General features: G+C 64.0%; 21 protein-coding genes and 1 pseudogene. 12 read left to right on the forward strand and 10 right to left on the reverse strand.

Going from position 1 to position 25,037, the window contains the following annotated elements; translation table 11 throughout:
- Position 1: 1 nt before the first annotated feature.
- Together B0G77_RS34140 and B0G77_RS34145 are read right to left on the reverse strand one after the other, a co-directional pair.
- Entirely contained in the window at positions 2-1,432 is a 1,431-nt protein-coding gene (locus tag B0G77_RS34140) for an MFS transporter (protein ID WP_133666213.1), read from the reverse strand.
- Between the two features lie 281 nt (positions 1,433-1,713).
- Positions 1,714-2,604 (reverse strand): oxaloacetate decarboxylase, encoded by an 891-nt coding sequence (locus B0G77_RS34145; RefSeq protein ID WP_133666214.1) that lies wholly within the window; start codon positions 2,602-2,604, stop codon positions 1,714-1,716.
- A 417-nt stretch (positions 2,605-3,021) separates the two neighbouring features.
- On the opposite strand from B0G77_RS34145, the gene B0G77_RS34150 reads away from it, so the two are divergent.
- The 5 genes from B0G77_RS34150 to B0G77_RS34170 all read left to right on the forward strand — a co-directional run bounded on the left by B0G77_RS34150 (position 3,022) and on the right by B0G77_RS34170 (position 7,492).
- Positions 3,022-4,335, forward strand: a complete 1,314-nt coding sequence (locus tag B0G77_RS34150) for a sugar efflux transporter (RefSeq protein ID WP_133666215.1) — start codon at positions 3,022-3,024, stop codon at positions 4,333-4,335.
- Between the two features lie 438 nt (positions 4,336-4,773).
- A complete protein-coding gene (locus B0G77_RS34155) occupies positions 4,774-5,037 on the forward strand; it encodes an H-NS family nucleoid-associated regulatory protein (protein ID WP_133666216.1) in 264 nt (87 codons plus the stop codon).
- 117 nt (positions 5,038-5,154) lie between these two features.
- Positions 5,155-5,937, forward strand: coding sequence for a class II aldolase/adducin family protein (locus B0G77_RS34160; protein ID WP_133666217.1), 783 nt, complete (start codon positions 5,155-5,157; stop codon positions 5,935-5,937).
- 119 nt (positions 5,938-6,056) lie between these two features.
- A complete protein-coding gene (locus tag B0G77_RS34165; protein ID WP_133666218.1) occupies positions 6,057-6,635 on the forward strand; it encodes an NnrU family protein in 579 nt (192 codons plus the stop codon).
- 332 nt (positions 6,636-6,967) lie between these two features.
- Positions 6,968-7,492, forward strand: coding sequence for a hypothetical protein (locus B0G77_RS34170; RefSeq protein ID WP_133666219.1), 525 nt, complete (start codon positions 6,968-6,970; stop codon positions 7,490-7,492).
- A gap of 222 nt (positions 7,493-7,714) precedes the next feature.
- Here the strand turns inward: B0G77_RS34170 and pcaG are convergent, their stop codons facing one another.
- Together pcaG and pcaH are read right to left on the reverse strand one after the other, a co-directional pair.
- Entirely contained in the window at positions 7,715-8,302 is a 588-nt protein-coding gene (gene pcaG, locus B0G77_RS34175) for a protocatechuate 3,4-dioxygenase subunit alpha (RefSeq protein WP_133666220.1), read from the reverse strand.
- A 2-nt stretch (positions 8,303-8,304) separates the two neighbouring features.
- Positions 8,305-9,012, reverse strand: coding sequence for a protocatechuate 3,4-dioxygenase subunit beta (gene pcaH / locus B0G77_RS34180; protein WP_133666221.1), 708 nt, complete (start codon positions 9,010-9,012; stop codon positions 8,305-8,307).
- 109 nt (positions 9,013-9,121) lie between these two features.
- On the opposite strand from pcaH, the gene pcaQ reads away from it, so the two are divergent.
- Both pcaQ and B0G77_RS34190 read left to right on the forward strand, forming a co-directional pair.
- Positions 9,122-10,102, forward strand: coding sequence for a pca operon transcription factor PcaQ (pcaQ, locus tag B0G77_RS34185; RefSeq protein WP_133666222.1), 981 nt, complete (start codon positions 9,122-9,124; stop codon positions 10,100-10,102).
- A gap of 227 nt (positions 10,103-10,329) precedes the next feature.
- Positions 10,330-11,451 carry a VOC family protein gene (locus B0G77_RS34190; RefSeq protein ID WP_133666223.1) on the forward strand — a complete coding sequence of 374 codons (1,122 nt, stop codon included), beginning with the start codon at positions 10,330-10,332 and terminating at the stop codon, positions 11,449-11,451.
- Between the two features lie 53 nt (positions 11,452-11,504).
- Here B0G77_RS34190 and B0G77_RS34195 read toward each other — a convergent pair whose 3' ends face one another.
- Together B0G77_RS34195 and B0G77_RS34200 are read right to left on the reverse strand one after the other, a co-directional pair.
- Positions 11,505-11,714, reverse strand: a complete 210-nt coding sequence (locus B0G77_RS34195; RefSeq protein WP_133666224.1) for a hypothetical protein — start codon at positions 11,712-11,714, stop codon at positions 11,505-11,507.
- A gap of 196 nt (positions 11,715-11,910) precedes the next feature.
- Positions 11,911-12,855, reverse strand: a complete 945-nt coding sequence (locus B0G77_RS34200) for a LysR substrate-binding domain-containing protein (protein ID WP_133666225.1) — start codon at positions 12,853-12,855, stop codon at positions 11,911-11,913.
- Positions 12,856-13,047: 192 nt separating this feature from the next.
- Here B0G77_RS34200 and B0G77_RS34205 point away from each other — a divergent pair, with 192 nt between their 5' ends.
- A complete protein-coding gene (locus B0G77_RS34205) occupies positions 13,048-14,076 on the forward strand; it encodes a DUF1338 domain-containing protein (protein ID WP_208116572.1) in 1,029 nt (342 codons plus the stop codon).
- 14 nt (positions 14,077-14,090) lie between these two features.
- Positions 14,091-17,129, forward strand: a complete 3,039-nt coding sequence (locus B0G77_RS34210) for an FAD-binding and (Fe-S)-binding domain-containing protein (protein ID WP_133666226.1) — start codon at positions 14,091-14,093, stop codon at positions 17,127-17,129.
- A gap of 27 nt (positions 17,130-17,156) precedes the next feature.
- Here the strand turns inward: B0G77_RS34210 and B0G77_RS34215 are convergent, their stop codons facing one another.
- Positions 17,157-17,786, reverse strand: coding sequence for an XRE family transcriptional regulator (locus tag B0G77_RS34215; protein ID WP_133666227.1), 630 nt, complete (start codon positions 17,784-17,786; stop codon positions 17,157-17,159).
- Positions 17,787-18,106: 320 nt separating this feature from the next.
- On the opposite strand from B0G77_RS34215, the gene B0G77_RS34220 reads away from it, so the two are divergent.
- The gene (locus B0G77_RS34220) at positions 18,107-18,661 is read left to right on the forward strand and encodes a glycine zipper family protein (RefSeq protein ID WP_133666228.1); all 555 of its coding nucleotides are present in this window, start codon (positions 18,107-18,109) and stop codon (positions 18,659-18,661) included.
- A 95-nt stretch (positions 18,662-18,756) separates the two neighbouring features.
- Here B0G77_RS34220 and B0G77_RS34225 read toward each other — a convergent pair whose 3' ends face one another.
- Positions 18,757-19,479 carry a dienelactone hydrolase family protein gene (locus B0G77_RS34225; RefSeq protein ID WP_133666229.1) on the reverse strand — a complete coding sequence of 241 codons (723 nt, stop codon included), beginning with the start codon at positions 19,477-19,479 and terminating at the stop codon, positions 18,757-18,759.
- A 63-nt stretch (positions 19,480-19,542) separates the two neighbouring features.
- Between B0G77_RS34225 and B0G77_RS44860 the strand changes: the two are divergent.
- Both B0G77_RS44860 and B0G77_RS34235 read left to right on the forward strand, forming a co-directional pair.
- A pseudogene (locus B0G77_RS44860) lies at positions 19,543-19,839 on the forward strand (MFS transporter); the annotation flags it as partial.
- 105 nt (positions 19,840-19,944) lie between these two features.
- Positions 19,945-20,226: a hypothetical protein gene (locus B0G77_RS34235; protein WP_133666999.1), complete on the forward strand. Its 282-nt coding sequence runs from the start codon at positions 19,945-19,947 to the stop codon at positions 20,224-20,226.
- A gap of 80 nt (positions 20,227-20,306) precedes the next feature.
- Here the strand turns inward: B0G77_RS34235 and B0G77_RS34240 are convergent, their stop codons facing one another.
- Both B0G77_RS34240 and B0G77_RS34250 read right to left on the reverse strand, forming a co-directional pair.
- Positions 20,307-21,239 (reverse strand): SH3 domain-containing protein, encoded by a 933-nt coding sequence (locus B0G77_RS34240; protein ID WP_133666230.1) that lies wholly within the window; start codon positions 21,237-21,239, stop codon positions 20,307-20,309.
- Positions 21,240-21,674: 435 nt separating this feature from the next.
- Positions 21,675-24,986 (reverse strand): adenylate/guanylate cyclase domain-containing protein, encoded by a 3,312-nt coding sequence (locus B0G77_RS34250; RefSeq protein WP_133666231.1) that lies wholly within the window; start codon positions 24,984-24,986, stop codon positions 21,675-21,677.
- Between the last annotated feature and the right edge of the window lie 51 nt (positions 24,987-25,037).

Consider the following 25,037-nt stretch of genomic DNA (forward strand, 5'->3'; position numbering starts at 1 on the left):
TTCAGGAAGCGTTCTGCCGGCGTGCTCCGCCTCCGACGCTCTGGCCCGCATCATGTGCCATGCGCATGTAGCCCAGAACGGAAACGAAGGTCAGCAGGCCGGCAAACAGGAAGGCCAGCCGGAAGTCGTCGAGTGTGAAGGGGCGTCCTGCTTCCTCGCCGTGGACCAGGGCGCCCAACCGCAGCGACACCGCGCCAAAGGCGATGCCGAGGCCGATGGTCATCTGAGCGGCCGCGCTCCAGAGCGTGCTCGCCGCATTCATCTGCGGCTGCGGCACGTCGGCATAGGCGAGCGTGGCGAGCAACGAAAACTGCATGGAGCGCGCGACGCCATAGACAAACACGACGATCAGCACGAGCGCGAGCGGCGCGGCGGGCGTCAACAGCCCGCAGGCGATGATAAAGACGCCGGCCACGGCGACGTCGACGATCGAGACCATCCTGAAGCCGAAGCGCCGCAGGATGCGCGTGGTGAGCGCTTTCATCCCGAGATTGCCGAGCGCGCTCGCGAGCAGCAACAGGCCGGACTTGAACGCGGAGAGCCCGAAGCCGATCTGGAACAACAGCGGCATCAGGTAGGGCACCGCGCCGATCCCGATGCGCGTTAGCGAGCCCGTCACCACGGTGACGGAGAACGTCGGGACTTTCAGTGTCGACACGTCGATGAGCGGATGCGGATGGTGCCTCGCGTGTCGAAACGCAATGAACCCGAAGACAAGACCTGCGGCCACGAAGCCCAACGCGCCCCACGGCTTCGTGCCCGGCTGGCTGGCCAGTTCGGCGCCGTAAAGAGTCGAGGTCAGCGTGGCGCCGCTCAGCACGAGGCCGACGACATCAAGCGGACGCCGGTCAGTGCCACGCAGATTGGGCACGAGCGCCGCAACCACTGCCAGCACCGCAATGCCGACTGGCACATTCAGCAGAAAGATCCAGCGCCACGAGGCGTATGTCGTGATGAAGCCGCCGATCGGCGGTCCAACCACAGGCGCGACGATCGCCGGCCACGTGATGGTGGAGATGGCCTGCATCAGGCGGCTTTTCTCCGTGCTGCGCACGACGATCAGGCGGCCGACGGGCACCATCATCGCGCCGCCGACGCCCTGCAACACGCGAGCCGCCGTGAACTCCACCTCGTTTTGCGACACGCCGCATAGCACCGACGCCAACGTGAACACGACGATTGCGCCGAAGAACACCGTGCGCGATCCGCAGCGGTCGGCAACCCAGCCGCTCACCGGAATGAAGATCGCGAGCGCCAGCATGTAGGCCGTCATCCCGAGGCTGAGGCTGTTCGGGCCGACACCGAACGAGCGAGCCATCTGCGGCAGCGCCGTCGCGACGACAGTGGTGTCGAGATACTCCATGAAGAAGGTCGCCGCGACGATATACGGCAACCAGCGAACGTGCGAGGGATCCGGCAGGCGCGCGGTCATGGCATGGCCTTCGGCGGGTGCTTTGAGCGGGCAGGCGTGAGAGAGCGGCTGCCGCTGCTTTCTGTCATGTTGGTGGCTGTCCATGCAATGGCTGTATGGGTGAAAACCTGATGCTGGCACGGGGAAGTCCGCGGGCGGTTGAAGAACCGCCCCATGCCTCAAGATGTGCCGGCGAGATTTCAGGTATCCGCGGGCCTCAAAACGCCTCGTAAGGCAGCTGACTTTTCCGCCAGGCGAAGCGCGCGGCCTTCGAGGCAGTGGCAAAGCGCCTGCTAGAGCGCCTACTTCTCGTGCGCGGCATATTGCTTGTCGAGCTGGTCGTACAGCGGCTTGTTCACGAGGCGCTGACGCTCGCTGAACGGCACCACTAGCGATGGGTCTTCGTCGAGGCGTCCGTTGTCTTTCAGCGCGCCGAGCGCCTGCTGCATACCGCGCACCGCGCCCTGCAGGGCCGCGTTCGCATACAGGACGAGTCCGTAGCCGAGGCTGGCGAGCGCGTCGCGCGACTGCACGGGAGTCTTGCCGCCGATCACGATATTGATGAGCTGCGGTGCGGTCGGGAAGAGGCCTGGCAGACGCTCAATATCAGCGAGGGATTCGGTGGCTTCGATAAAGAGGATATCGGCGCCGGCCTCGACGAAGCGCTGACCGCGTTCGATCGCCGCCTCGATGCCTTCCACCGCGGCCGCGTCGGTGCGCGCAATGATCTGCAGGTGGCCGTCCTCCCGGGCGTCGACCGCCGCGTGGATCTTGCCGACCATCTCGCCGGTCGAGACCACTTCCTTGCCCGCGAAATGGCCGCATTTCTTCGGCATCACCTGGTCTTCGAACTGGATCGCATCGGCGCCGCAACGCTCCAGCGTGCGAACCGTATGCCGTACGTTGAGCGCGTTGCCGAAACCGGTGTCCGCGTCGACGATAAGCGGCAGCTCGACCGCATCGCGCACGCGCGCAGTGTGTTCGGCGATTTCGTTCAGGCCGATGAAGCCGAGGTCGGGCAGCCCGAGCGACATGTTCGTGACGCCCGCGCCCGTCAGGTAGAGCGCTTCGAACCCGGCGTCCTCGATGACGCGTGCGCTCATCGCGTTGAACGCGCCGGGCACGAGCAGGCCCCGGCGTTCACTGACGCTGCGGCGAAAGGCAGCACGGCGGCTGACAGAAGAAGTTGGCATGACAGTAGCCCTCGAAAGGATCGGGGAAACGGCCTCGCACGCAGAATCTGCGCCCGCCAGGCCACCTCGGGGTTGGCGCAACGAATCTGCGGATTATGACGCGTTGGCTGCCAGCGCGTTCGATCCGCGCGATTCTGAAGGTCGCAACTGCGTGGCGCCACTGCTCAGCCTGTTCTTCCAGCGAACCGGCAGACGCCGCCTGCCCGAAGGCGGCGAGGCGCGGACTTGCGCGGCGTCACCGGAATACCGGCGACCGCAGATGATTCGTTGCGCATAACACCGATCACCCGTGAATGTGGGATGACGATCTCCAGCTTTACGGTCAGTGTTCCTGGCCCTGATAATGGCCGGTCGATCCACACGCATCACGGCTGGTTGGGGTGCACCGGGTCGCCATCCTCCATCCATCGTTGCCCCGTGCTGAAGACCTCACGCTTTTTCGATCTGCTGCGCATTCCCGGCTTCAAGCCGCTCGCGGGCGCGACCCTGATGCTCGGTGTGGCGATGTCGTTTACTGCCCCCTATCTATCGCTCTTCGGCGTCGAACGTGCGGGGATGACGCCGTTCAGGCTCGGCCTTTTCATGACGCTGATCGCTGCCAGCGGCGTGCTGGCCAGCACGCTGGCCGGCCGCTGGAGCGACAGGAGCGGGCGTCACCGGCCCTTGCTGCTTGCATCGCTCGTGGCGGCGACGCTGGGTTATCTGTGCCTGTGCGTGGTGCGCGACTACCGGCTTCTGCTGGTAGTGGGCGTGGCCTTCATCGGGGCGGGCGGCTCGGCGCTGTCGCTGGTCTTCTCGTTCAGCCGCGCCGCATTACCGGTGAAAGACGACGACGAACGCGCGTTTGCGAGCGCGTCGCTGCGCACGATCCTCTCGGGCGCGTGGGTATTCGGCCCGGCGGTGGGCGCGCTGGTGCTCGCGGCAACCGGCTTCTACGGGCTGTTCCTGTTCGCTGCGGCGAGCTTTGCGGCGTGCGCGACGATCGTCGCGCGGATGAGAGAGCCGCAGGGGCATCTCGGCGATCACACCGTCGAGGACACGGCGTCCGAGCCGACCTCGTCGATCACGGTGCCACCGCTGCGCTCGCCCTCCGAAGGCGGCCATGCAGCGGGCGGCGCGGCCGCATCGGCGAATGACATCATGCGGGCCGTGGTGGCGTTGACGCTGATCGGCCTCGCCGCCAACGCGACGATGATCGTGCTGCCGTTATACATCGTGCATGGCCTCAACGGCTCGCGGCTCGATGTATCGATCATGCTGGGGCTCGGCGCGCTGACCGAAATTCCGATGATGCTTGCGCTCGGTGCGCGGTCGTCGTCGCTGCACAAGCCGAACTGGCTGGCCGCGTGCGCCGCGGTGCATGCGGTGTATTTTGTCGGCATGTCGGTCGCGGGCCACGTGAACGTGCTGATTCCGATGCAGATCCTCAATGCGTTCGTCGTTTCCGTCACATCGTGCCTCGGCATGACCTACGTGCAGGATCTGATGCCCGCGTCGCCGGGCCGGGCGACGGCCCTGTTCTTCAACGCGGCGCGGGTGGGATCGATCCTGTCGGGCGTGCTGTCCGGTTTGCTGGTGCAGGCGTTCAGCTATCGCGGCACCTTCGTGTTCTGCGGTCTGCTTGCCCTGTGCGCGCTCGTGCTGTTTGCCGTGCCAGGCTGGCGCTATGGACAGATGGCGCGGGCAGCGCGCGGGTACGTCGCCCGGAAGCTGGAAGAGCGGCGGCGCTAGCATTGCCGCCTGCCTGCTGTCCGATGGCGGGTTGAGCAAGGGGAAATGGCGCCGCGGAACCGCTGGTAAGCGACCACTTTGGGCGTCCGATCGAAACGTGCGGATGCTTCGACTGCTCAACGCGGAGGCGCGCCGGCCCGGATTTCGCGAAGCGGATGCAGAAACGCCACCACCCGGTAATGGCAAACCGGAACGGCAGGCCGCCGCTTGATTTACAATCGCGGCACGGAGTAATATTCGGCCGGTTTGCGGAACGGATTTTTTCTAATATGTTGATATGCCGGGCGTCGTTTTCGGAGTCTTCATTTACCTCCGGGACGGCAGTGTGAGTCGCTGATTCACCTGCGCCGCTGTCAACATCAAAAAAAAGGCTTCGCTGGCAATTGCGAAGCCTTTGTCTTTTCAGGCATGCATTTTCTGCAAGGAAAATGGTGCACCATGGTCAAGCGAGAGGAACAACGGATGTTCGATCCCGACGGAGAAGCGCGCGAACGACTGCTCGTGTGGATACGCCGCCGCATGGAAGAGTACGGCATTACGCTGGACGATCTGGCGGCCGCCATCGAAGCCGATGCCGCCGCGCTGCAGGCGCCGAAGTATCGCGACGCATACGGCAACACGTGGGATGGCACGGGCGACAGGCCCGACTGGCTGACCCGCGCCATTCACGCAGGGCAGGATATCGAGCACTTCCGGTGCTGATCGCGGCATGTCGAGCCGTATTTTCCAGACTAAGCCATGCGTCCCGCGATGCGTTCGCCGCCGCGGCGCACCGCGTTGCTTCGTGAGGCGGCAACCTGCCTTTCAGGGAGATATCCGATGTCCATCACACAACCGGCGTCGGCGCACGCCTTCAGTCCGGACGAATGGGTGACTCGCTGCGACCTCGCTGCGCTTTATCGCCTGGTCGCGCATTTCCGCATGACCGACCTGATCGACACGCACATTACCGCGCGTGTGCCGGGGCCCGAGCATCACTTCCTCATTAACCGTTATGGCGTGCTGTTCGACGAAATGCGCGCATCGGATCTGGTGAAAATCGATCGCGATGGGCGAGTCGTCGAAGCGGAGGCGGACGGAGATCCGGCGCGCTATCGCGTGAATGCCGCGGGTTTCACGATTCATTCGGCCGTGCACACGGCGCGTCCCGACCTGCGCTACGTGATTCACACGCACACTGCGGCGGGCTCGGCGGTTTCCGCGCAAAAGCAGGGATTGCTGCCGATCAGCCAGCATGCGCTCAAGTTCTACGAGTGCCTTGCTTACCATGACTATGAAGGCATTGCGCTGGATCTCGGCGAACGGGAACGGCTCGTCGCCGATCTGGGCACATGCAATGCGATGATCCTGCGCAATCACGGTTTGCTGGCCGGAGGCGTATCCGCGGCGACGGCGTTTCAGGAAATCTATTTTCTGGAGCGCGCCTGCCAGATTCAGGTTCAGGCGCTGGCCGGCAATGCGGAGCTGAATGTGCCGCCGCAGGCCGTGTGCAGGTTGACCGCAAGCCAGTTCCAGCGCGACGACTCGGAAGGCATTGCACAACTGGCGTGGGAAGCCGCGTTGCGGCTGATCGATACATCGCGATCCGATTACTGCAGTTAGGCACCAACAGCAGGGCGGGCGGGGCGATTGCCAGGCGGAGCGGCATATCCTGATTGGCATAAGCGGCAAGCTGGGCGACAATCGCGGCGATCTTCAAACTTCGCCGCGAGGTGCATACCATGGTTGTGCTGATAGTCGGGTTGGTGATCTTTCTGGGCAGTCATTCAGTGCGGATCTTCGCCGGGCCATGGCGCGAGGCGCAAATTGCGAGGCTTGGCGAGAAGGGCTGGAAGGGGATTTTTTCCATCGTCTCCGCGATCGGGCTCGTGCTGATCATCTGGGGCTATGGACTGGCACGGCGTGACCCGGTGCTGCTATGGACGCCGCCGGTGTGGGCTCCTCATCTCGCTGCGCCGCTTACCGCGTTCGCATTTATCCTCTTTCCTGCTGCTCATAGTCCGGGTAACCACTTCAAGTCGCTGCTCCATCATCCGATGGTGTTTGGCGTCGGGCTTTGGGCGCTCGCGCATCTGCTTGCCAACGGGACACTGAATGCTGTGATCCTGTTTGGGGCTTTTCTGGTCTGGGCGGTGGTTGACTATTTCGCTGCGCGGCGGCGTGACCTGGATCAGGGCGTTGTTTATCCACCTGGTGTCCTGTCAAAAGATGTGATGCCGGTCGTTGCCGGGCTTGTGGTGTGGGTGGTGTTTGCCGTTGTCTTGCATGGATGGTTGATCGGGGTCCGGCCGTTTGGGTAATGGATTTTTTGTTTTACTGTCCTATGCTTACTTGTATTCTGGGCAGGTGATGGATGTCGCTCATCCGCACGCATCTTTGGCGGTCGACGATGTTTGCGGATGAGATCCAGCGTCGTCATGCGATGACGTGCGAGGCAGGTTTCAAATACGCTGGCTTGAGCGAGACCTGGCTCACAGGGCTGTGAGCCACCACTTGCACAACGCGTTCGACGCTTTTGGTATGTTGCAATTTATAAGTACAACTAGTCGTTTGATTCAGGAAGCGGGAATCACGCCATCGTCACTATATTTGGCAATTCGAACTAAAGTTAAGAGGCATCTTGCCGTTATGCATGAGGGAACAGGCCCGCCATCCGGCGGTAGTCAGGAAGTCCAATGCGGAGGTCGAGATGGGGACGAGCAATCGACGTCTAACAGAGTTCGTCGGCGTTGCGGCGATGGCAGCGCTCTACGTCTTGCCAGGCGCGGCGACGGCTGCAACGAGCGGCAGAATCTACTTTAGCGGCGCGGTCGTCGCTCCGCCGTTCGGCGTCTCGTACGCGCCGGCAGTGGGGTCGACGGCGGCTGGCACGACCATCCGGCAAGCCTCTGGCGCAGCCGGAGTGCGGGTCACGTTCGACGCGCCCGTTGGCGTTGCCTGCGCCAACGTCGGGTTGCAGGTGCTCGATGTGGATGGCTTGCGTGCTCCGAAGACGATCGCGACACGCTTCGTCGACGGCACTGGTCATGCGGTCGCATCAGACAAGGATGGACGGTTCCGTCTGGGCAGCGAAGGGGGAACACTGTCGCTTACGCCCCGGACGGGCAATGGTCCGTCGGCGGACAGCGCTGTAGCGGTCGTGATCAGCTACGACTGAACGGCGCCATGGATGCATGATGGCGGACACGTCGAACGGTGACGTTTCGGTCATCGTTCGATCGCCGTCCAGGCGGATAAAAAAGGCCCGCGCGAGGCGGGCCGAATGCTATCCGGAGTTTCGCGAACGGGTCGCGGCTTGAGATTCCAGAGCTGCTGTATGAAACGTCCGCGCAAACTCCGTGAAAGTGCGAACCGCACCTTCATCCAACTTCAATCAACATCAGAGATCGAAGAAGGCCGTTTCGTTTTCGCCCTGCATGTGAATGTCGAAACGGTACACCGTGCTGCCAGCATGTGTTTCGCGTTTCGCGACCAGCGTGTTGCGACGTTCGGCCGGTACGGAGGCAAGCACCGCGTCACGCTCGTTGGCCGCCGCTTCATCGTCAAAGTAGAGGCGCGTGAACGTATGCAGCAGCATCCCGCGCATCAGCACGATCACGTTGATGTGCGGCGCTTCGTCGTCGCCGGTCGCACCTGGCTTCACGGTCTGGACGACAAAGCGCTTCTGCGGGTCCGTTCCCGTACCGACGCGCGCAAAGCCGCGAAAGCCCGACTTCGTCACGTCCGCGCTTGAAGCCGGATAGTTGCCTTGCGGGTCGACCTGCAAAAACTCGAGCATGGCGTCGCCGATCACCGCACCGTCGGCGTCGAACACCTGGCCGACAATCGTGATGTGTTCGCCGGCCGCTTCATGATCCGCGAGCGATGGCGTGAACAAGCTCTTCAGATCGAAGTTGTACTGTTCGGGGCACAGACCGTAAGCGAAGTACGGCCCGACCGTTTGAGAAGGCGTTTGCTTGAGTGTCATGTTCAACGCTCCATCGGGGTTTCGTTGCGGCCGCGCAGCACGATGTCGAATTCGTAGCCGAGCGCATAGCCTTCTTCCGTCGTGTCGATCGAGAAGCGCGAGATGAGACGTTCGCGTGCGTGCTCGGGCGTGCCCTGGAAGATCGGATCGAGTGCGAGCAGCGGGTCGCCAGGGAAGTACATCTGCGTGACGAGGCGCGAGCCGAAGTAGTCGCCAAACAGCGAGAAGTGAATGTGGTTCGGACGCCATGCGTTCGGATGATTGCCCCACGGATACGCACCGGGCTTGATCGTCAGAAACCGATAACGGCCTTCGTTGTCGGTCAGGCAGCGGCCTGCGCCGAGGAAGTTCGGATCGAGCGGCGCTTCGTGCTGGTCAGCCTTGTGAACATAGCGGCCCGCAGCATTCGCCTGCCAGATTTCGACGAGCGTGTTGCGCACCGGCCGACCGCCTTCGTCGAGCACGCGGCCCGTGACGATGATGCGCTCGCCAAGCGGCTCGCCATTTCTGGCGGCATTGCGCGTCAGGTCGTTATCGAGCGCGCCGAGATCTTCCGCGCCGTACACGGGCACGCGCTGATTGCGCAGGCGTTCTTTCAGCGGGATCAGCGGGCGGCTCGGGCCGCGCTTCACCGACGAACCGTAGCCGGGATAGACATAGGGAGGATGGGACGCGAAGTCGCGCACGGTGAGGACAAGGTGATCGTCCATTGTTTGTCTCCTGGGAGGGATTATTGAGCGGCTGGGGATTATGGGACTTTATATGCTCCAGGAAGTTATGCAAAATGACGTTTTTTCGTCTTTCGTATAACCTGTCGTTATGCAACGCAGCCTCGCGGACAGCCGCGTCAAATTCCGTCATCTGCAGTGCTTTCTGGCCGTCGCGCAGTTCGGCGGCGTGCAGAAGGCCGCGGAGAGCCTGGCGATTACGCAGCCCGCCGTGTCGAAGACGGTCGCCGAACTCGAATCGATTCTCGGCGTGAGGCTGTTCGAGCGCGGCCGGCACGGGGCGGTGCCCACGCGCGAGGGACAGCTGTTCATGCCGCACGCAAGCGCCTGCGTGAGCGCGCTGCGGCAAGGCGTCGATCTGCTGGCGCGCGCGGAGGGCACGGCGGCCGCCACGCTCGATCTCGGCATTTTGCCGACCGTCGCGACCGCGGTCGTGCCGCCCGCGCTGAAGTTGTTTCAAACCCGATGGCCGCATGTGGTTGTGCGGATGGTGACCGCGTCGAACACAGAACTGCTCGCGCGGCTAAAGGCCGGCACGATCGAGTTCGCGGTGGGGCGGCTGGCGGATCCGGAGCGGATGATCGGCCTTAGCTTCGAGCAGCTGTATCGCGAGCCGCTGATCGCGGTGGTCCGTGCGGGCCATCCGCTGTCGACGGGCGCGGCTCCGCCGGCGGCGCTGCTCGAACGCTTCATGGTGGTGCTGCCACCGTTCGGCACGCTGATCCGGCAGTCGGCCGAAAGTCTGCTGACGGCCTGGGGGGCACCGCCGCTGTCGTCGTTCGTGGAAATGCTGTCGGTATCTGTTGGCCGGGCGTTGACGCTCGAAAACGACGCGGTCTGGTTTGTCCCGTTCAGCGCGGTCGAATACGATCTGTCGCGCGGCGAACTGGTGCGGCTGCCGCTGCCGTTTGCCGGCACCGAGGAGCCGGTGGGTCTAATCCTGCGCACGGATACCCAGCCGTCGGCAGCGGCGCGCGCGCTGATTGATGCGGTGCGCAACGTGACGCGGCAGCGCATTGCCCCTGCCGTCGATAAAACACGCTCGCCGAAACGCCGCCGCGCGGCGCCCTGAACCGCGCATGGCCGCCGGGGAGGCGCAACAGGTCATCATGGTCACCACGGATACGTAAGCGCCGCATGAACCGTTCAGTACAAAATGCAGGTTGCGGGAGGTCACGCACACGGTGTACAAACACGGTTCGAATGCCGTCGAAATCTGCCGTCGGCGGGCGTTACCCCGTTGCCTCCATGCCCCGTCAAGCGTTACCAGCAGCACCTGCAGCCATAAAGGAGAATGCCATGCCCAGCGATCTGCCTGATCCGACCGCTGCCCTCAGCGCCATTGCCGACCCGGAGCACAATCCGCTCGGCACGGCCGGAATCGAATTCGTGGAGTTTGCCGCGCGCGATCCGAGGTCGCTCGGGCAGACGTTGACGCAACTCGGCTTCAAGGCGATCGCCCGGCACGTCAGCAAGGACGTCACGCTGTACCGGCAGGGCGAGATGAACTTTCTGATCAATGCCGAGCCGGATTCATTCGCTGCGCGCTACGCCGAGGAGTACGGCACGGGCGTCTGCGCAATCGGCATTCGCGTGGCTGACGCGCAGCGCGCGTTCGATCGGGCGATCGAACTCGGCGCGTGGGAATTCGAAGGCGAGAGGGTCGGCAAGAACGAACTGCTGATTCCGGCGATCCAGGGCATCGGCGATTCGCATATCTACTTCATCGACCGCTGGCGCGGACGCGGTGGCCAGCGCGGCGGTCTCGGCGACATCTCGATCTTCGACATCGATTTTCGGCCGATCGAGATCGACACGGCCCACGCCGATCTGAGTCACGCCGGCACGGGGCTCGTGGCGGTCGACCATCTGACGCAGACCGTCGGTGCGGGCCGGATGCAGGAATGGCTCGATTTTTACCGCGACCTGCTCAACTTCCGCGAGATCCACGAATTGCACGCGAACTGGCACGTTTCGGCGGAATCGCGCGTGATGGTGTCGCCGTGCGGCGCGATCCGTATTCCGCTGTACGAGGAAGGCACGCCGCGCACGAACCTGATGCATGAGTATCTGCCCGATCATCCGGGCGAAGGCGTGCAGCACATCGCGCTTGCCACGGGCGATATCTTCGCGTGCGTCGAAGCCATCATGGCGAACGGCATCGAGTTTGTCGAGCCGCCGCCTCGCTATTACGAGCAGATCGAGGCGCGCCTGCCGGGCCACGGCCTCGACATCGAGCGGCTGCGCCGCGACCGGATTCTGGTGGACGGCGAAATCGGCGCCGATGGCGTGCCGCTGCTGTTTTTCCAGACGTTCATGAAGCCCGGCGCCGGTGAGATCTTCTTCGAGATCGTGCAGCGGCGCGGGCATCATGGTTTCGGCGAAGGCAATCTCGGCGCGCTGGCAAAGGCCCGCCGATAGGGGGGTGCTCGCTGAACGCCCGCCGGCGGGGGGGCCGCTATTTTTATTCGCCGTTACTGATTGGCGTCACTCGCATCCATCCGCAGACGGCGTACGAGTTCGCGGCCGCGTCGAGTGAGCTTGAGCGTCGACACATCGTTGTGCCGGCCGATTTCCACCAGCTCGTAGCGGCGCAGGGCGAGCACTTCCGGGTCGAGTTCCGCGAGGCGCGGCTCGGTGTCCCTGAGCCGCAGAAGTGTCGAGAGTTCGTGATGGCTCAGCATCGGGCACCTCCGTCGGTTGATTCACAGGCAATCCAATATCGTAAGCGCCTTGCCCAACGGTCAGACTACAGTTGTGTTGCACGATGTTACGTCGTTACAGGTTGGCGCGCGGCGGGTCGTGCCCAGACTCTCGATGATTACAGGGCTGGCCGCCGGAGATTTTCCCAGCGAGGGCGCTGGGATATGAAACGATGTGTTACCGGGGGCCCGATCCGACGTCCGCATCGGCATCGAGAACCGGATGCGCCGTTCGCCAGGCGAGCGCTTCCCGCAACAGCCATTCGCGAAAATTCGTGAGCGGTTTGCCGTGGCTCAATTCGGTCGGATAGACGAAGTAGTATGCCGATTCGGCCACGACAGGCGCCTCGAACGGCACGATCAGCGCCGACGGTTCCGGCTGCGTATCGACAAAGAAACGTGGCACCAGGGCAATCCCCAAGCCCGCTGCGGCGGCGCTCAGCAGCATCGTGTGCAACTCGTACCGCACACCGTGCATCGTCCGGTTGTCGTCGACCCCGAGATTCGCGAACCACGTCGCCCAACCGTCGGGACGCGTCGTCGAGTGCAGCAGCGGGTAGTCCAGCAGATCGGCGGGCGATTTTACTGGCTGCGTCAGCAGGCTCGCCGCGCAGACCGGAATCACTTCCTCCCGAAACAGAAAATCGGCCGACGTCCCAGGCCATGTCGGCTTGCCGTAGTGGATCGCGGCTTCGAAGTGAGTCTCGGCGAATGGAAAGGTGTCGGTGCGTACGCCCATGTTGACGCGCACGTCGGGATAGCGTGCGTTGAAGTCGCCGAGGCGCGGAATGAGCCATTGCGATGCGAACGTGGGCAGCACGGCCAGTTCGAGGTAGCCGCCGCCGCTGCCGTGCGCGATGATCGACAGGGTGTCGCGGTCGAGGCTTTCGAGCGCGCGGCGCACCTGCGCGCCGTACACCTTGCCGGCCCGCGTCAGCACGACGCGCTGCTTCACGCGTACGAACAGCCGCACGCCGAGATTGCCCTCGAGCGTATTGATCTGGCGGGAGATTGCGCTTTCAGTGAGGAACAGTTCCCGCGCCGCATGGGTAAAGCTTTCGTGCCGTGCGGCAGCCTCGAAGGCGAGCAGCGCGCCCATGCTGGGAATTCGGTATTTGCGCATGTTAATTCCAGGAACGCATCAAGTCTGGATTTTATCTCGCTTTACGGCAGGTGCGCGCGTTTGAATAATCGCAGTCATGCAATGCCGGACGTGTGCTTCGCTGCCTTTTTCCTGCAGCACGCGCTTTGGTGGCGCGATTTTTCCGCGCAGGCGTTTTTGCGCCGCGCCATCCACCCAATGATCATGTCGACGATGAGAAATGCGAATGTTGAGCGGTTGCTGCTGAAACTGGCGGGGCCGGAAAGGACCGAGGCACTGTTGGCGACCCTGAACCATCCTGCCGTGCTGATCGAGTGGGAAAGCGGCGTCGTGACGCGCGCCGAGCTGGCGCAGGCGATGAACATGGCATTGTTCGAAGACCTCCTCGCACGATCGGCAAACGGCCGCGCCTATACGCAGGAGGCGATCGCCGCTGGCGGCGGTGTGCACTTCGATCACGGCGCGCTGCGCACCGTGCGCTGGAACCAAAGCGGCGCGCTGCCGCCAGGCGAGGCAGCATTTGCGCGCATCCTGCGTCCGCTGGGTTTTCGCGTCAACGGCCGTTATCCACTCGACCGGCTCGGTATGACCGGCCGCGCCTGGGCGCATGAAGACGCACCCGACGAGATCGCTCAGTTCTTCGTCAGCGAATTGCATCCGGAGCGTTTTTCGCCGGAATTCCAGCAGGCCGTGACGAGTGTGATTGGCGCGTCGCGCGATCCGTTGACGCCCGTCGCCGTCGCGCGCCTGTGGGAACTGGAACGCGAAGGCGTGCTACCGATCGAGGCGGCGCACGAACTGTTGCCGGTGATCGTCGGGGCATTCGCGCGTCAACACGACGCGCCGAACGAAACAGACTATGAAGTGCTGCTGAAGGAATCGGCGGAAATGGCGTGGATCGCGACCGAAGGCAACGCTTTCAATCACGCGACCGACCGCGTCGCCGACGTGTTCCAGCTTTCCGACGCCGAAAAAGCGAAGGGCCGACCGATGAAACCGGAAGTCGAGCGTTCGCGCTCGGGCCGCGTGTTCCAGACGGCGTATCGTGCGGATATCGTCAGGCGCGAGTTCCGCAAGGCGGACGGCAGCATCGTGACGCGCGAGGTGCCGGGCTCGTTCTATGAATTCATTACCCGCAAGCTCACGTTCGATCAAGACTCGCGCCGTTGGGAAACCGATCTTCGCTTTGACGCCGGCAACGCACAGGGCATCTTCAAGATGACCGCGAGCCAGACGGCGTGAAGAGGGAGCTGACCATGGAACGGCAGGCAGACAACACGGATCAGGCAACGTCCATTCGTGCCGCCACGCCGTTCCGGGCGGATGTCAAGGTGTTGCGCTCGATCGAGGCGGATTTGCGCGCGCATGTGCGCGGGGAAGTGCGCTTCGACCAGGCGTCGAAGGCGCTGTACGCGTCGGATGCCTCGAACTATCGACAGGTGCCGATTGCGGTGGTGGTGCCCGCCGATATCGACGATCTCGTCGCGACTGTCGCCACATGCCGGCGCAACGACGTGCCGTTTCTGCCTCGCGGCGGCGGTACGTCGCAGAACGGCCAGTGCGTGAACGTCGCGGTGGTCGCCGATGCCAGCAAGTATGTGAACCGCGTGGTTTCTGTCGACGCACAGGCGCATACCGCGATTGTCGAGCCGGGCGTCGTCTGCGACACGTTGCGCGATGCCGCCGAGCGGCACGGGCTCACGTTCGCGCCCGATCCCGCGACGCACAGCCGCTGCACGCTCGGCGGCATGATCGCGAACAACTCGTGTGGCGCGCATTCGGTGATGGCGGGCAAGACCGTCGAAAACATCGAAGCGCTCGAGATCGTCACGTACGACGGCGCACGCTTCTGGGTCGGGCCGACTACGGACGACGAACTCGCGCGCATCATCGCGGCGGGTGGCCGGCAAGGCCAGATCTATGCGGCGCTGAAAGCCTTGCGCGACCGGTACGCCGGTCTGATACGGGCAAAATTCCCGCAGATCAGGCGGCGCGTCTCCGGTTTCAATCTCGATCAACTGTTGCCGGAAAACGGCTTTAACGTCGCGCGTGCGCTGGTCGGCACGGAGGGCACCTGCGCGGTCACGCTGCAGGCGAAGGTGCGGCTTGTGCATAGTCCTGCGCAGCGCGTGCTGCTGGTCGTCGGTTTCACCGATATTTTCACGGCCGCCGATGCGGTTCCGCACTTCATGCGTTGCGACCCGATCGCCATCGAGGGACTCGATCGCGCGATCATCCGCGGCTTGCAGGCGCGCGGGCTGAAGAAGGACGAAATCGCGTTGCTCCCGGACGGCGACGCGTGGGTCGTGCTCGAATTCGGCGCCGACACGCATGAGGACGCGCTGCAACAGGCGCAGTCCGCGGCCAGGTATTTCGCGGCGGGTCACGCGGGTGAAGGCATTTCGACAATGCTCGTCGAAGCGCGCGCGTTGCAGGCGAAGGTGTGGTCGATTCGCGAGACAGGGGCGTCGGCGGTGGCATTGTCGGTCGATCCGGCGAAGCCCGATCCGGTCGTCGGCTGGGAGGATGCCGCTGTCGATCCGCTGCGCCTGGGCGATTATCTTCGCTCCTTTCAGGCGCTGGTCGATCGTTACGGCTACGAAACCTGTCTGTATGGACACTTCGGCGATGGCTGCGTGCATGCGCGCATCACGTTCGATCTTCGTACGGCCGAAGGCGTTGCGACATGGCGCAGTTTTCTGCGCGAAGCGGCGAACCTGGTGGTCGAATTCGGGGGTTCGCTATCGGGCGAACACGGCGACGGCCAGGCGAAGGCCGAGTTTCTGCCGATCATGTACGGCCCCGAGTTGATGCAGGCGATGGAGCAGTTCAAGGCGATCTGGGATCCAGCGAACCGCCTGAATCCCGGCAAGGTCGTTCATGCCTACCGGGCCGACGAAAACCTGCGCATGGGGCCAGCCTACAAGCCTGTGACGTTGCAGACGAACCTGACTTTCGCGAGCCCGGAAGGCGATGGCTTTCAGCGAGCGGTCGAGCGTTGCATCGGCATGGGCAAATGCCGCTCGCTCGAGGGCGGCACGATGTGCCCGAGCTATCGCGTGACCCGCGAAGAAAAGTATTCGACGCGCGGTCGCGCCCATCTGTTCTGGGAAATGCTCCAGGGCGAGGTGATCGATAGCGGCTGGGAAAGCCGCGAGGTGAAGGATGCGCTCGATACGTGTCTCGCCTGCAAGGGCTGCAAGTCGGATTGCCCGACGCATACCGATATGGCCTCGTACAAAGCCGAGTTTCTTTCGCATTACTACGAGACACATGGCCGGCCGCGACAGGCAATGTTCATGGGACGCATCGGTGAATGGGCGCCGTTCGCGGCGCATTTTCCGCGTTTGACGAATTTCATGACGTCAGCCCCCGGTCTTGCAGCGGTGGGCAAGTGGATGGCAGGCGTTGCTCAAGCGCGCACCTTGCCGAAGTTCGCGAGGCAGACGTACCGGCAGATCGCGCGACGTGCGCATGCGAGTGTGAGCGCGAACGCGGTGCGGCCGGCTGCGTCGGCGAAAAAAATGATTCTGTGGGTCGACACGTTCAACGATCACTTCTCGCCGGAGATTGCGCAGGACGCGGCCGATGTGCTCACCGCGCTTGGCTGGCGGGTCGTGCTGCCGAAGCGGCGTTTGTGCTGCGGCCGGCCGCTCTACGATTTCGGGCTGCTGGAGCGGGCGCGCGAACTGCTGGTGAACGTGCTGGACGATCTCGCTGACGATATCGCCGCCGGTGTGCCGCTCGTCGGTCTCGAACCGGGGTGCCTGTCGGTCTTCAAGGATGAGTTGCTCAGGCAGCTGCCCGGCCACGCGCTCGCGAAGCAGCTTTCGGCACAAACGTTCCTGTTCTCCGATTTCGTTGTGCGTCAGCCGTTCGACTGGCCGACGCTCGATGCCGACGTGATTGTCCACGGCCATTGCCACCAGAAGGCGCTGTTTGGCATGCAGGGCGATACGTCGCTGCTCGCGAAGCTCGGCGTGAAATGGAAGCTGCTGGATACGGGCTGCTGCGGGATGGCCGGGTCATTCGGCTTTAACGCGAAACATCATGCGCTGTCGGAGAAAATCGGCGAAGACTCGCTTTATCCGGCGATTCGCAGCGCCGCGCGCGAAACGATCGTGCTGACCAACGGCTTTAGCTGCCGCGAACAGATCGAACAGGGCACGGGCCGTCATGCCCTGCATATCGCGCAACTGGCAAAGTGGTCATTGTCCCAACACGTCGGTGGGCCTGCTGGGGGCGCGACTGGCGAAGCGCAAACCAGAACCGAACGCGCAGCATCGGGACGCTAGCGCCGATGGGTGAAACCGCTGCGCCTGCTACTTCTTCAGAGCGGTGTCCGCCGGCTGCTGCGGTATGTCGGCGCTCGTGGCCATCCATAGCACTTCGGCGTCTTCTTCGCTGGTGGAAACGGCCGCATGACCGGTGCGGCTGTCGAAGTAGATGCTGTCGCCGGCGTTCAGATGCGTCGGTGCGTACAGTTCGGAGTAGAGACACACGCTGCCGCTGATGACGTACAGGAATTCCTCGCCTTCGTGGCGGCCCCAGTCGTCGAAGGCATCGAGCGTATGGGCGGAAATGCGGATACGGAACGGCAACATCGCCTTGTGTGCAAGGTCGGTGGCGAGCAGTTCCATCTGGTAGCCGCGGTACGCGTGGCGCTGGCCGGCATCCTTCCGGGTTAGCGCGCGGCGGCCGCCGGCGCTGACTTTCGGAGTCGAACCGAACAGTTCGCCAAGATCGATCTTCAGGCCGTGGACGATCTTCTGCAGCACGTCGAAAGTCGGCGACATCAGCCCGTTTTCCACTTTGGACAGCGTCGAGCGCGATACGCCGCACAGACGGCTCGCGGTTTCCAGCGTCAGATCGTGCGCAAGCCGCGCAGCACGCACGCGCCGGCCCAGATCCGAGGTGGACGATTCTGCCGGTTTGATGGTGTGGGTATCCATGGGTGATCAATCGAAAGCGCGCTCCGGGCGCAAGGTGTTTCCGATCATAACATTTGAGCGGCCGTGTGGCCCCGATGGGCGGGGAGCGTCCCATTTTCAGCAGAGTGGCGTCGGGCCAGCCAAGACCACGACTTGTGAAAGGGCAGATGGTTTTCCCATCGGAAACACGAGAGGTCGCCATGGCGCGGCGTGCGGCGAGGTACCTGTCGCTACTACGGCACGCAAATCCAGGCGAAAAACTTTCGGTAACGATTCGGTAACCAAAGACCGTGCGGGTTGGTCTAACGTTTCTGATCCAACGTTACTCAGCCCGTACCAACATGGTCTCCAGCATCACATCGATACGCGTCGCGATACCGGCCGGCATTCTCGCGCTTGCGCTCGGCGGTTGTGCGGTCGTGCCGCCGAGCGGCCCCAGCGTGGTCGCGCTGCCGCGCAGCGGCGAGCCGCTCAACCAGTTCCAGCAGAACGACTATGCCTGCCGCGACTACGCATTCCACACCAGCGATGCCGCCCGGGCCTCGCAAAATGCGACCTCGTACGGCGTCAACAGCGCAGCGATCGGCACCCTCGGTGGCGCCGCCGTCGGTGCACTGCTCGGGGCAGCGGGCGGTAACGCAGGCGCGGGCGCAGCGATCGGCGCGGGCAGCGGACTGCTGCTCGGCGGCGCAGCCGGCGCAAACGGCGCGCAGTATTCAGCGGCAAGCCTTCAGGCGCAATACGACGCTGCCTACGCGCAGTGCATGACTTCAAAGGGCGATACGATCGCGCAACCGCAGATGCCCGTCTATGCACCGCAGCCGGTGTATGTTGCCCCGGCGCCGAGATATGTCGCGCCCCCTCCCGTGATGTACGCACCCTATCCGTATTACTGAAGACGGCTATCCCGGAACTGCGCGGATGGCGGAAGGTCGCCGATGGGCGGCGATAGGCGCGAGAGCTTCCGACCACGTATCGGCGACGATTTCGGTCAGCGCGTGCCGGTTGCGGACCACATCGTGCGGCCCCAAAAAGTCAGCGTCCGGTCCCAGGCCAGTTGCGACCACACCGGATCGAACTGGGTTTGGGCGATACGGCCAGGCCCGACAGCGGTTTCGTTGGCGAACGCGTGATGCGCAAGGTAGCGGTGGAACTCGAAGTCAACATCGGCTTCCCGCAATTTGACCTCTAGTGCGTTGACCGTCTCTGCCGCGAAGAAGGCATCCTGCGCGGCCCAGTGACCGAGCACCGGGACCTTGATCTTGCTGGCGTCGATGTAGTCCAGCGGAGGGAAGCCATACCACACCACGCCGGCCGAAATCTCGGGGATCTGACTGAGCGCCAGCAGCGCGAGCGCGCCCCCCATGCAGTAGCCGGTCACGCCGACACGTTGTGATTGCTGCTTCAGGTACTGTACCGCGCCGCGAATATCCTGAGCGGTGGCATCGCCGAAGTCGAGGCTCGTCATCAAATGGTGCGCTTCTTCCTCTTCTGCCGTCGCCTTTCCTCGATAGAGATCGGGCACGAGCGCCAGATAGCCGGACTGGGCGAGCCGGTCTGCCACGCCGCGAATCTGGTCGTTCAGCCCCCACCACTCCTGAATCACCACGATGGCGGGCGCGCCCTCGATCTTTTGAGGTTTGGCGAGATAGCCCTGTACGTCCTGGCCGTCAGGGCGGCGAAAGGTAACCATGGTTCCAGGTGTCTGTTTCATGTGACGGTCCCCCGTTGAATAAAGCCACTAGCATAGCGCCGGTGATGGGCGTTTGCTGATGCGAGTCCGAGCGATTGGGGATATGCGGCCGCCTTTGTGCTGATCACCGGATTCGACAAGATGTTCAGCGTCTATATCCGGAGCGCCCGGCAGAAAATCATTCCGGCAAAGGATTACGGTAAGACCACAGGCGTCATCATCCTGCTCAACAACATGACACAGCCTCTCGCGGGTTTGCTCGTCGGTCTTTTCGCGGGCCGTGGGCAGACGCGGACGCTCATCGTGCCCCTCTCTCTCGACATGGGGGTAGTCGGCGCCGTGGTGTCGGTGAGCGGTCCGTTGCTGGGCCGAAGGAAGGCGTGCGTGCCGGTGGCGTGCGAGCGTCCGGAGTTTGATCCAGAATCGCGGGAAGGAACACGACGCGCCAGCCCGGAACCGCCTTCAAACGTCACGAAGGAAGCTGACATGATACGTAAGACGCTCAATGCATCGCGACTGCAGGATGAGGTTAGCCGTCGTATTCATCGCATTCATGAAATCGTCGAAGACGGCGTGAAGATCCGCGTCCCTCGCCCGCAAAAGACAGAGCCCGACCCGTCGGGTTGCAACTGGGAGATGAAGCACTTCGGCAACGCGATCGGTTACGAGCGGGATATCGACGGAGTGCTCAAAGCGGTACGCGCCGAATACAACCTGTCGGAAGATTCGACAGACACCTCGGGCACCGTCAAAAGTCCCTTTGATTGACTGGGTCAGCCCTGCACTTGTTCAGGTGCAGGGCGGTGCGAAATCGTTCCGCGCAAGCCCGCTATTAGCGTGAACAGCCCCTAGTTGTGTAGCGGCGGGCCCCCGTGGTCTGCCTGGCCGCGGCTGTTGCCTCCGCCACTTTCATGGACTTGCGGCGACCCCCCGGGATGACCACCGCCACCCTGACTTTGACCTGGAGGCGGACCGCCCATCTGAGCGCCGCCGCCATGGCCTTGCGACGGCCCAGGCGGATGAGCGCCCTCACCACCCTGACCTTGCGGCGGCGCGTGCGGACGGCTGTCCCAGCCACCCTGACCTTGCGGCGGCGCGTGCGGACGGCTGTCCCAGCCACCTTGACCTGGAGGCGGCCCGCCCATCTGAGCGCCGCCGCCATGGCCTTGCGGCGGCGCAGGTGGATGACCATCCCCGCCGCCATGGCCTTGCGGCGGCGCAGGTGGATGACCATCCCCGCCGCCTTGACCCGGCGGCGGCCCGCCCGGATGACCGCCACCATGATCGTAATCGGACGGGCGACCGCCACCCCCGCCATGCCACGGATACGGCACCGGCGGATGTCCTTCGCTGCGCGGCTGCCCCGGCGGCGGCCGATGCGCCCAGCGATCCCGATCGTGATACCACGGACGGTCGCGGTAATAGTGGCCCCAATAAGACCCGATCGCAAACGTGATGATGGGCAGCCCGATCACCGTCCCGTAACTCATGATCGGAACCTCGCTTCCCTGATAGGGGTAGCTGAGATAGGCCGCGTAAACCCATCCCCGTATGTCGGACCCGGCGACGTCGCACCATGTGTAGTCGCTGATGCAACCCATCACCGTGAGCGGCAGGCTGGCCGGCAACTCGGCCACCACGGGATAGTCTTCCCCTGGCCCGGCATAAAGGTAGACCGGACTGTTCGTGTACGCCTCGGCCTCCTGCGCGGAAGCAGTGCCCGACAACATCGACAGAGCGGCGAGACCCGCGCAGATGCCGCTCATGAACTGTTTTCGCATCGTTCCTCCCAGGGTGCGGACCCGGCTTCAACCGGCGGTTTTTTCTACCGTACCGGATGTGATCTTCGCTTCCGGTTCCTGTAACGCCAGGCGTCTTCGGCGGCGTCGGAACCCGGGCATGCATTTCGCGGCGCACATTGGTTTTCGCAGGCAGCTGTGACCTTTGCCTCGTACGTTTACCTTGTTTGTCCCTGAAACACGCACAGGAGTTCTCAAATGATGAATCGATGCGCACGCGGCGACCGCGGGTGAGCACCGCAAGCAGAACGAAGCGCGCAGCGGCAATCAGGCGCGCGACCGCGTGCGCGCCGGAAGCCTTAGTTGTTGCGCAACGACTTCGACACATGGGAAGCCACTACGCATGGCGCGGACTTTCCCGATAACGACCGCTGACGCATGTTGACGCGCGCATTCCGGGCGAGCGGGGCGGCCCGCTTATTCGGCAAGCGCCGCATCGACGGCGGACAGGTAACCGTTGAACCCGGCATTCGCAAGCGCGGTCCGCACGCGTTCGAGTTCGCGTCGTAACGCCTCGTCGGGGTAACCCGGCAATGCGGCGGCAAGGGCGCGACCGCGTGCCGCGAACAGTTCGGCCCAGGGCAGTGGCTCGGCGCAAGTGAAGTCTTCGAGCGCCGCCGCATAGTGAAGCGCGCCCTCCGCATCGCCCGCACGCAGCATCGCTTCAATGGCGTCGCGGTAGAACCACAGATGATTGTGACTGACGGCGCCCCGGCGCAGCAGTTCGACACCCTGGGCAAGGATTTGCGTGCGTTCGGCTTTGTCATCGACGACAAGGCTCAGCGCGCCCAGGGCTTTCGGCGCGGTGAACTGCATGCCCACGTCACGGCAGATCGCGAGCGTTTCGCGTAACAGCTCGGCGGCTTCCTTGCGATGCCCACTCCTGATCAACAGGCGCGCCCGCATCTCCATGTTCTGTGCCTCGAAACGGCGCGCGCCGAGCTGGCGCGCGAGCCGCATGGCGTGTTCGAGATGGTGCTCCATCGCCTTCGCATCGCCGAGTTCGTAAGCGGAGAAGATACCCATAGTTTCGCCAAGCATCTCGGCGCGCGGCTGCCCCACGAGCGCAGCCGCACGCGCCGCAGCGATGCCGTCTTCGCGCGCCTCGCGCAGCTCATTGAGGTAGACGCGGCTAAATCCCATCATCGGGCGATTCGCGACCTCGATCCGGCCGAAGCCGTGTTCGCGGCTCAACGCGACGCAACGGCTGAAATGCTCGAACGCGGTTCGCATCCGCCCCTGCGCGTAGGCGGCATCGGCGAGACCGCCGAGCGCGCGCGCCTCGGCTTCCGGCAGGCCGGAGCGACGCGCATACGCCAGCCCCTGTTCATGTCCGGCACGGCATTCTTCGATTCTGCCGAGCGGAAACAGGATGTTGCCGCGCAGATGATGCAGGCGCGCGAGTTCCGGCAAAATGTCGAGGCGCTCCGCCGCCTGTTGGGCCGCATCCAGCAGCGCCAGCGCTTCGGTCAGCCCTTCGCTGACCCGCAGTCCTTCAGCGAGCCCGAGCTGGGACTGGCAGAGGCTGACTTCATCCGGGGCGCCAGCGACCGCCGCGCGATAGGTGACGATCGATCCCGCGATGTCGCCGAGGTCCCGCTGCAATTCTCCTTTCAGACACGTGAGCGCATGGCGATCGTCGTCCTTGCGGGCGATTTCCAGTCCGCGCTCGACGAGCCGCAGCGCTGCATCGGTAAGGTACGTGGCCCGTTGTGCGATCGCCGCATCCAGGTAGGCGCGCGGCGCGCGCTCGTCTTCGGCGCGATCGAGATGCTGCGCGCGGAGCACCGGATCGTTCGATGCAAACCAGGCCGCAGCCCGCAGATGCAGCTCGCGCCGGCGCGCCCGCAGCGACGTCGAGTACGCGCTTTCCTGGATCAGCGCATGTGCAAAGAGAAAATCTTCGCCCTCGGGAAGCACAAGCGCGTTGGCAACGAGTCGGTCGCACACGTAGTCGGGCACGTCGATCAACCGGCGCAGCAGTTGGAGATCGAATCGCTGACCTATGACGGCCGCGGCCTGAAACGCCTGGCGGTCGAGCGGTTCCAGCCGGTCCATGCGCGCAAGAACCAGGCTCTGAATGGTCGCGGGTACGGCCTCGTCGGTGCCTTCTTCAGCATTGCGCAGAAGCTGCTCCAGAAACAGCGGATTGCCGCCCGCCCGTTCGATACAGGCGAGCGCGACCCGCTGCGTCGCATCGATGAAACTGCTGGCGAGGCTGAGCGCCTCGTCGCTTCGCAGCGGACCAAGGTCGATGGTGGCGAAGGGGGTACCGCGACAGCTTGCACGCCAGGCTGCGTCGAGCGGGTCGCCTTCGATACGCGACGTCATCACGAGCAAACCGGGACCATTCGCGATCGCCGTGCCGAGGGTGGATAGATAGGCCGTTACCTGAGGATCGGCCCAATGCACGTCTTCCATGACGATCATCGTGGGCCCGCGCCGGCAGGCGTCTTCAGCGAGCCTCGCGGCGACCGCGCGCTTGCCGCGGTTGCGCGCGGCGTTGTCCATGGCGTCGTAGAGCGTGCGCCATTCGCCGGTCTGCGGCAGATCGAGCATGTCATGGAGAAACATGAGCTGGTCAGCGCCGACCACACCCGCCCCGGCGACAGCGGCCGCAGCGGCGCCCCGCTCTTCGGGCGAAGCGGCTGTCCGTAGCCCAAGCAGGCTGCCGACGATCGCGCGCACCGGATCTTGGCCCCGGCCCATGCCGAAATCGAGCACAAGGCCGCGATGAACCGCAAACCCTTGCGCATCGCCGAAGCGGCGCATCTCGTCGACGAGACGTGTCTTGCCGATTCCCGCCTCGCCGCGCACATAGACGATCTGTCCGGCGTGCTCTTCGCGACAGGCACGGGCGATACCCTTGAACTGTTCCAACTCGGCCTTTCGTCCGACAAAAAGGCTCCGGGCCGTCGTCAACGCTTCGGAGGCCATGCCGCGCAAGCGCCAGACGTGCACAGGAAGGTCGATGCCCTTGAAGTGCATTTCGCCCATGGCTTCACTCAACACGCTGCCGTCGAGCACGCGATGCACGCTGTCGGAGAGCAGGGTTTCGCCTGGGCCGGCGGCAGCGACGAGCCGCGCGGCGAGATTCACGGAATCGCCGAGCACCGTGTAGTCCTGAACGTCGGCGCGATCGACCGGGCCCGCGACCACCTCGCCGCTGGCGATGCCGACATGCGCCTGCAACCGGCGCGACGCGGATACGCTGAGCCCGGTGAGCGCGTCATGGATGTCCAGCGCGGCACGCGCCGCGCGCAGGGGATCGGTGTCGTGCGCGCGCGGCGCGCCGAAGATCGCCATGACGGCGTCGCCGATGTGCTTGTCGATGGTGCCTCCGTAGCCGAGCACGATGCCATCGACGAGCGTCGTATAGCGCCCGGTCAGCTCGCGCAACTCTTCAGGATCGAGCGTTTGCGACAGCGCGGTAAAGCCGCACAGATCGGCGAACAGGATGGTCACCTGGCGGCGGTCGCCGGCCGGTGCATGCGTGGCATGTGTCGCTGACGGGGCGGGTGATGACGGTGCGGACGTCGCCGGCGCGGTGGTGTTGAGCGCGGCAATCGCTGCGAGCAGACGCTTGCGATGGCCCAGCGAGGAGACGCCCAGTTCTTTCAGATCGGCGTCGGTGAGTTGCGGCAGCACCGTGAGATCGATGTCGTTCTGCGCGAACGCGCTTGTGTATTGGCCAAGCTCCAATGCATCAAGCCACTGATCGATAGTCATCGCCGTTGCCCAAAGCGGTTCATCTGAAGAACAGGTGCGCTGCCTCGCGCG

Source organism: Paraburkholderia sp. BL10I2N1, assembly GCF_004361815.1.
Classification (GTDB): domain Bacteria; phylum Pseudomonadota; class Gammaproteobacteria; order Burkholderiales; family Burkholderiaceae; genus Paraburkholderia.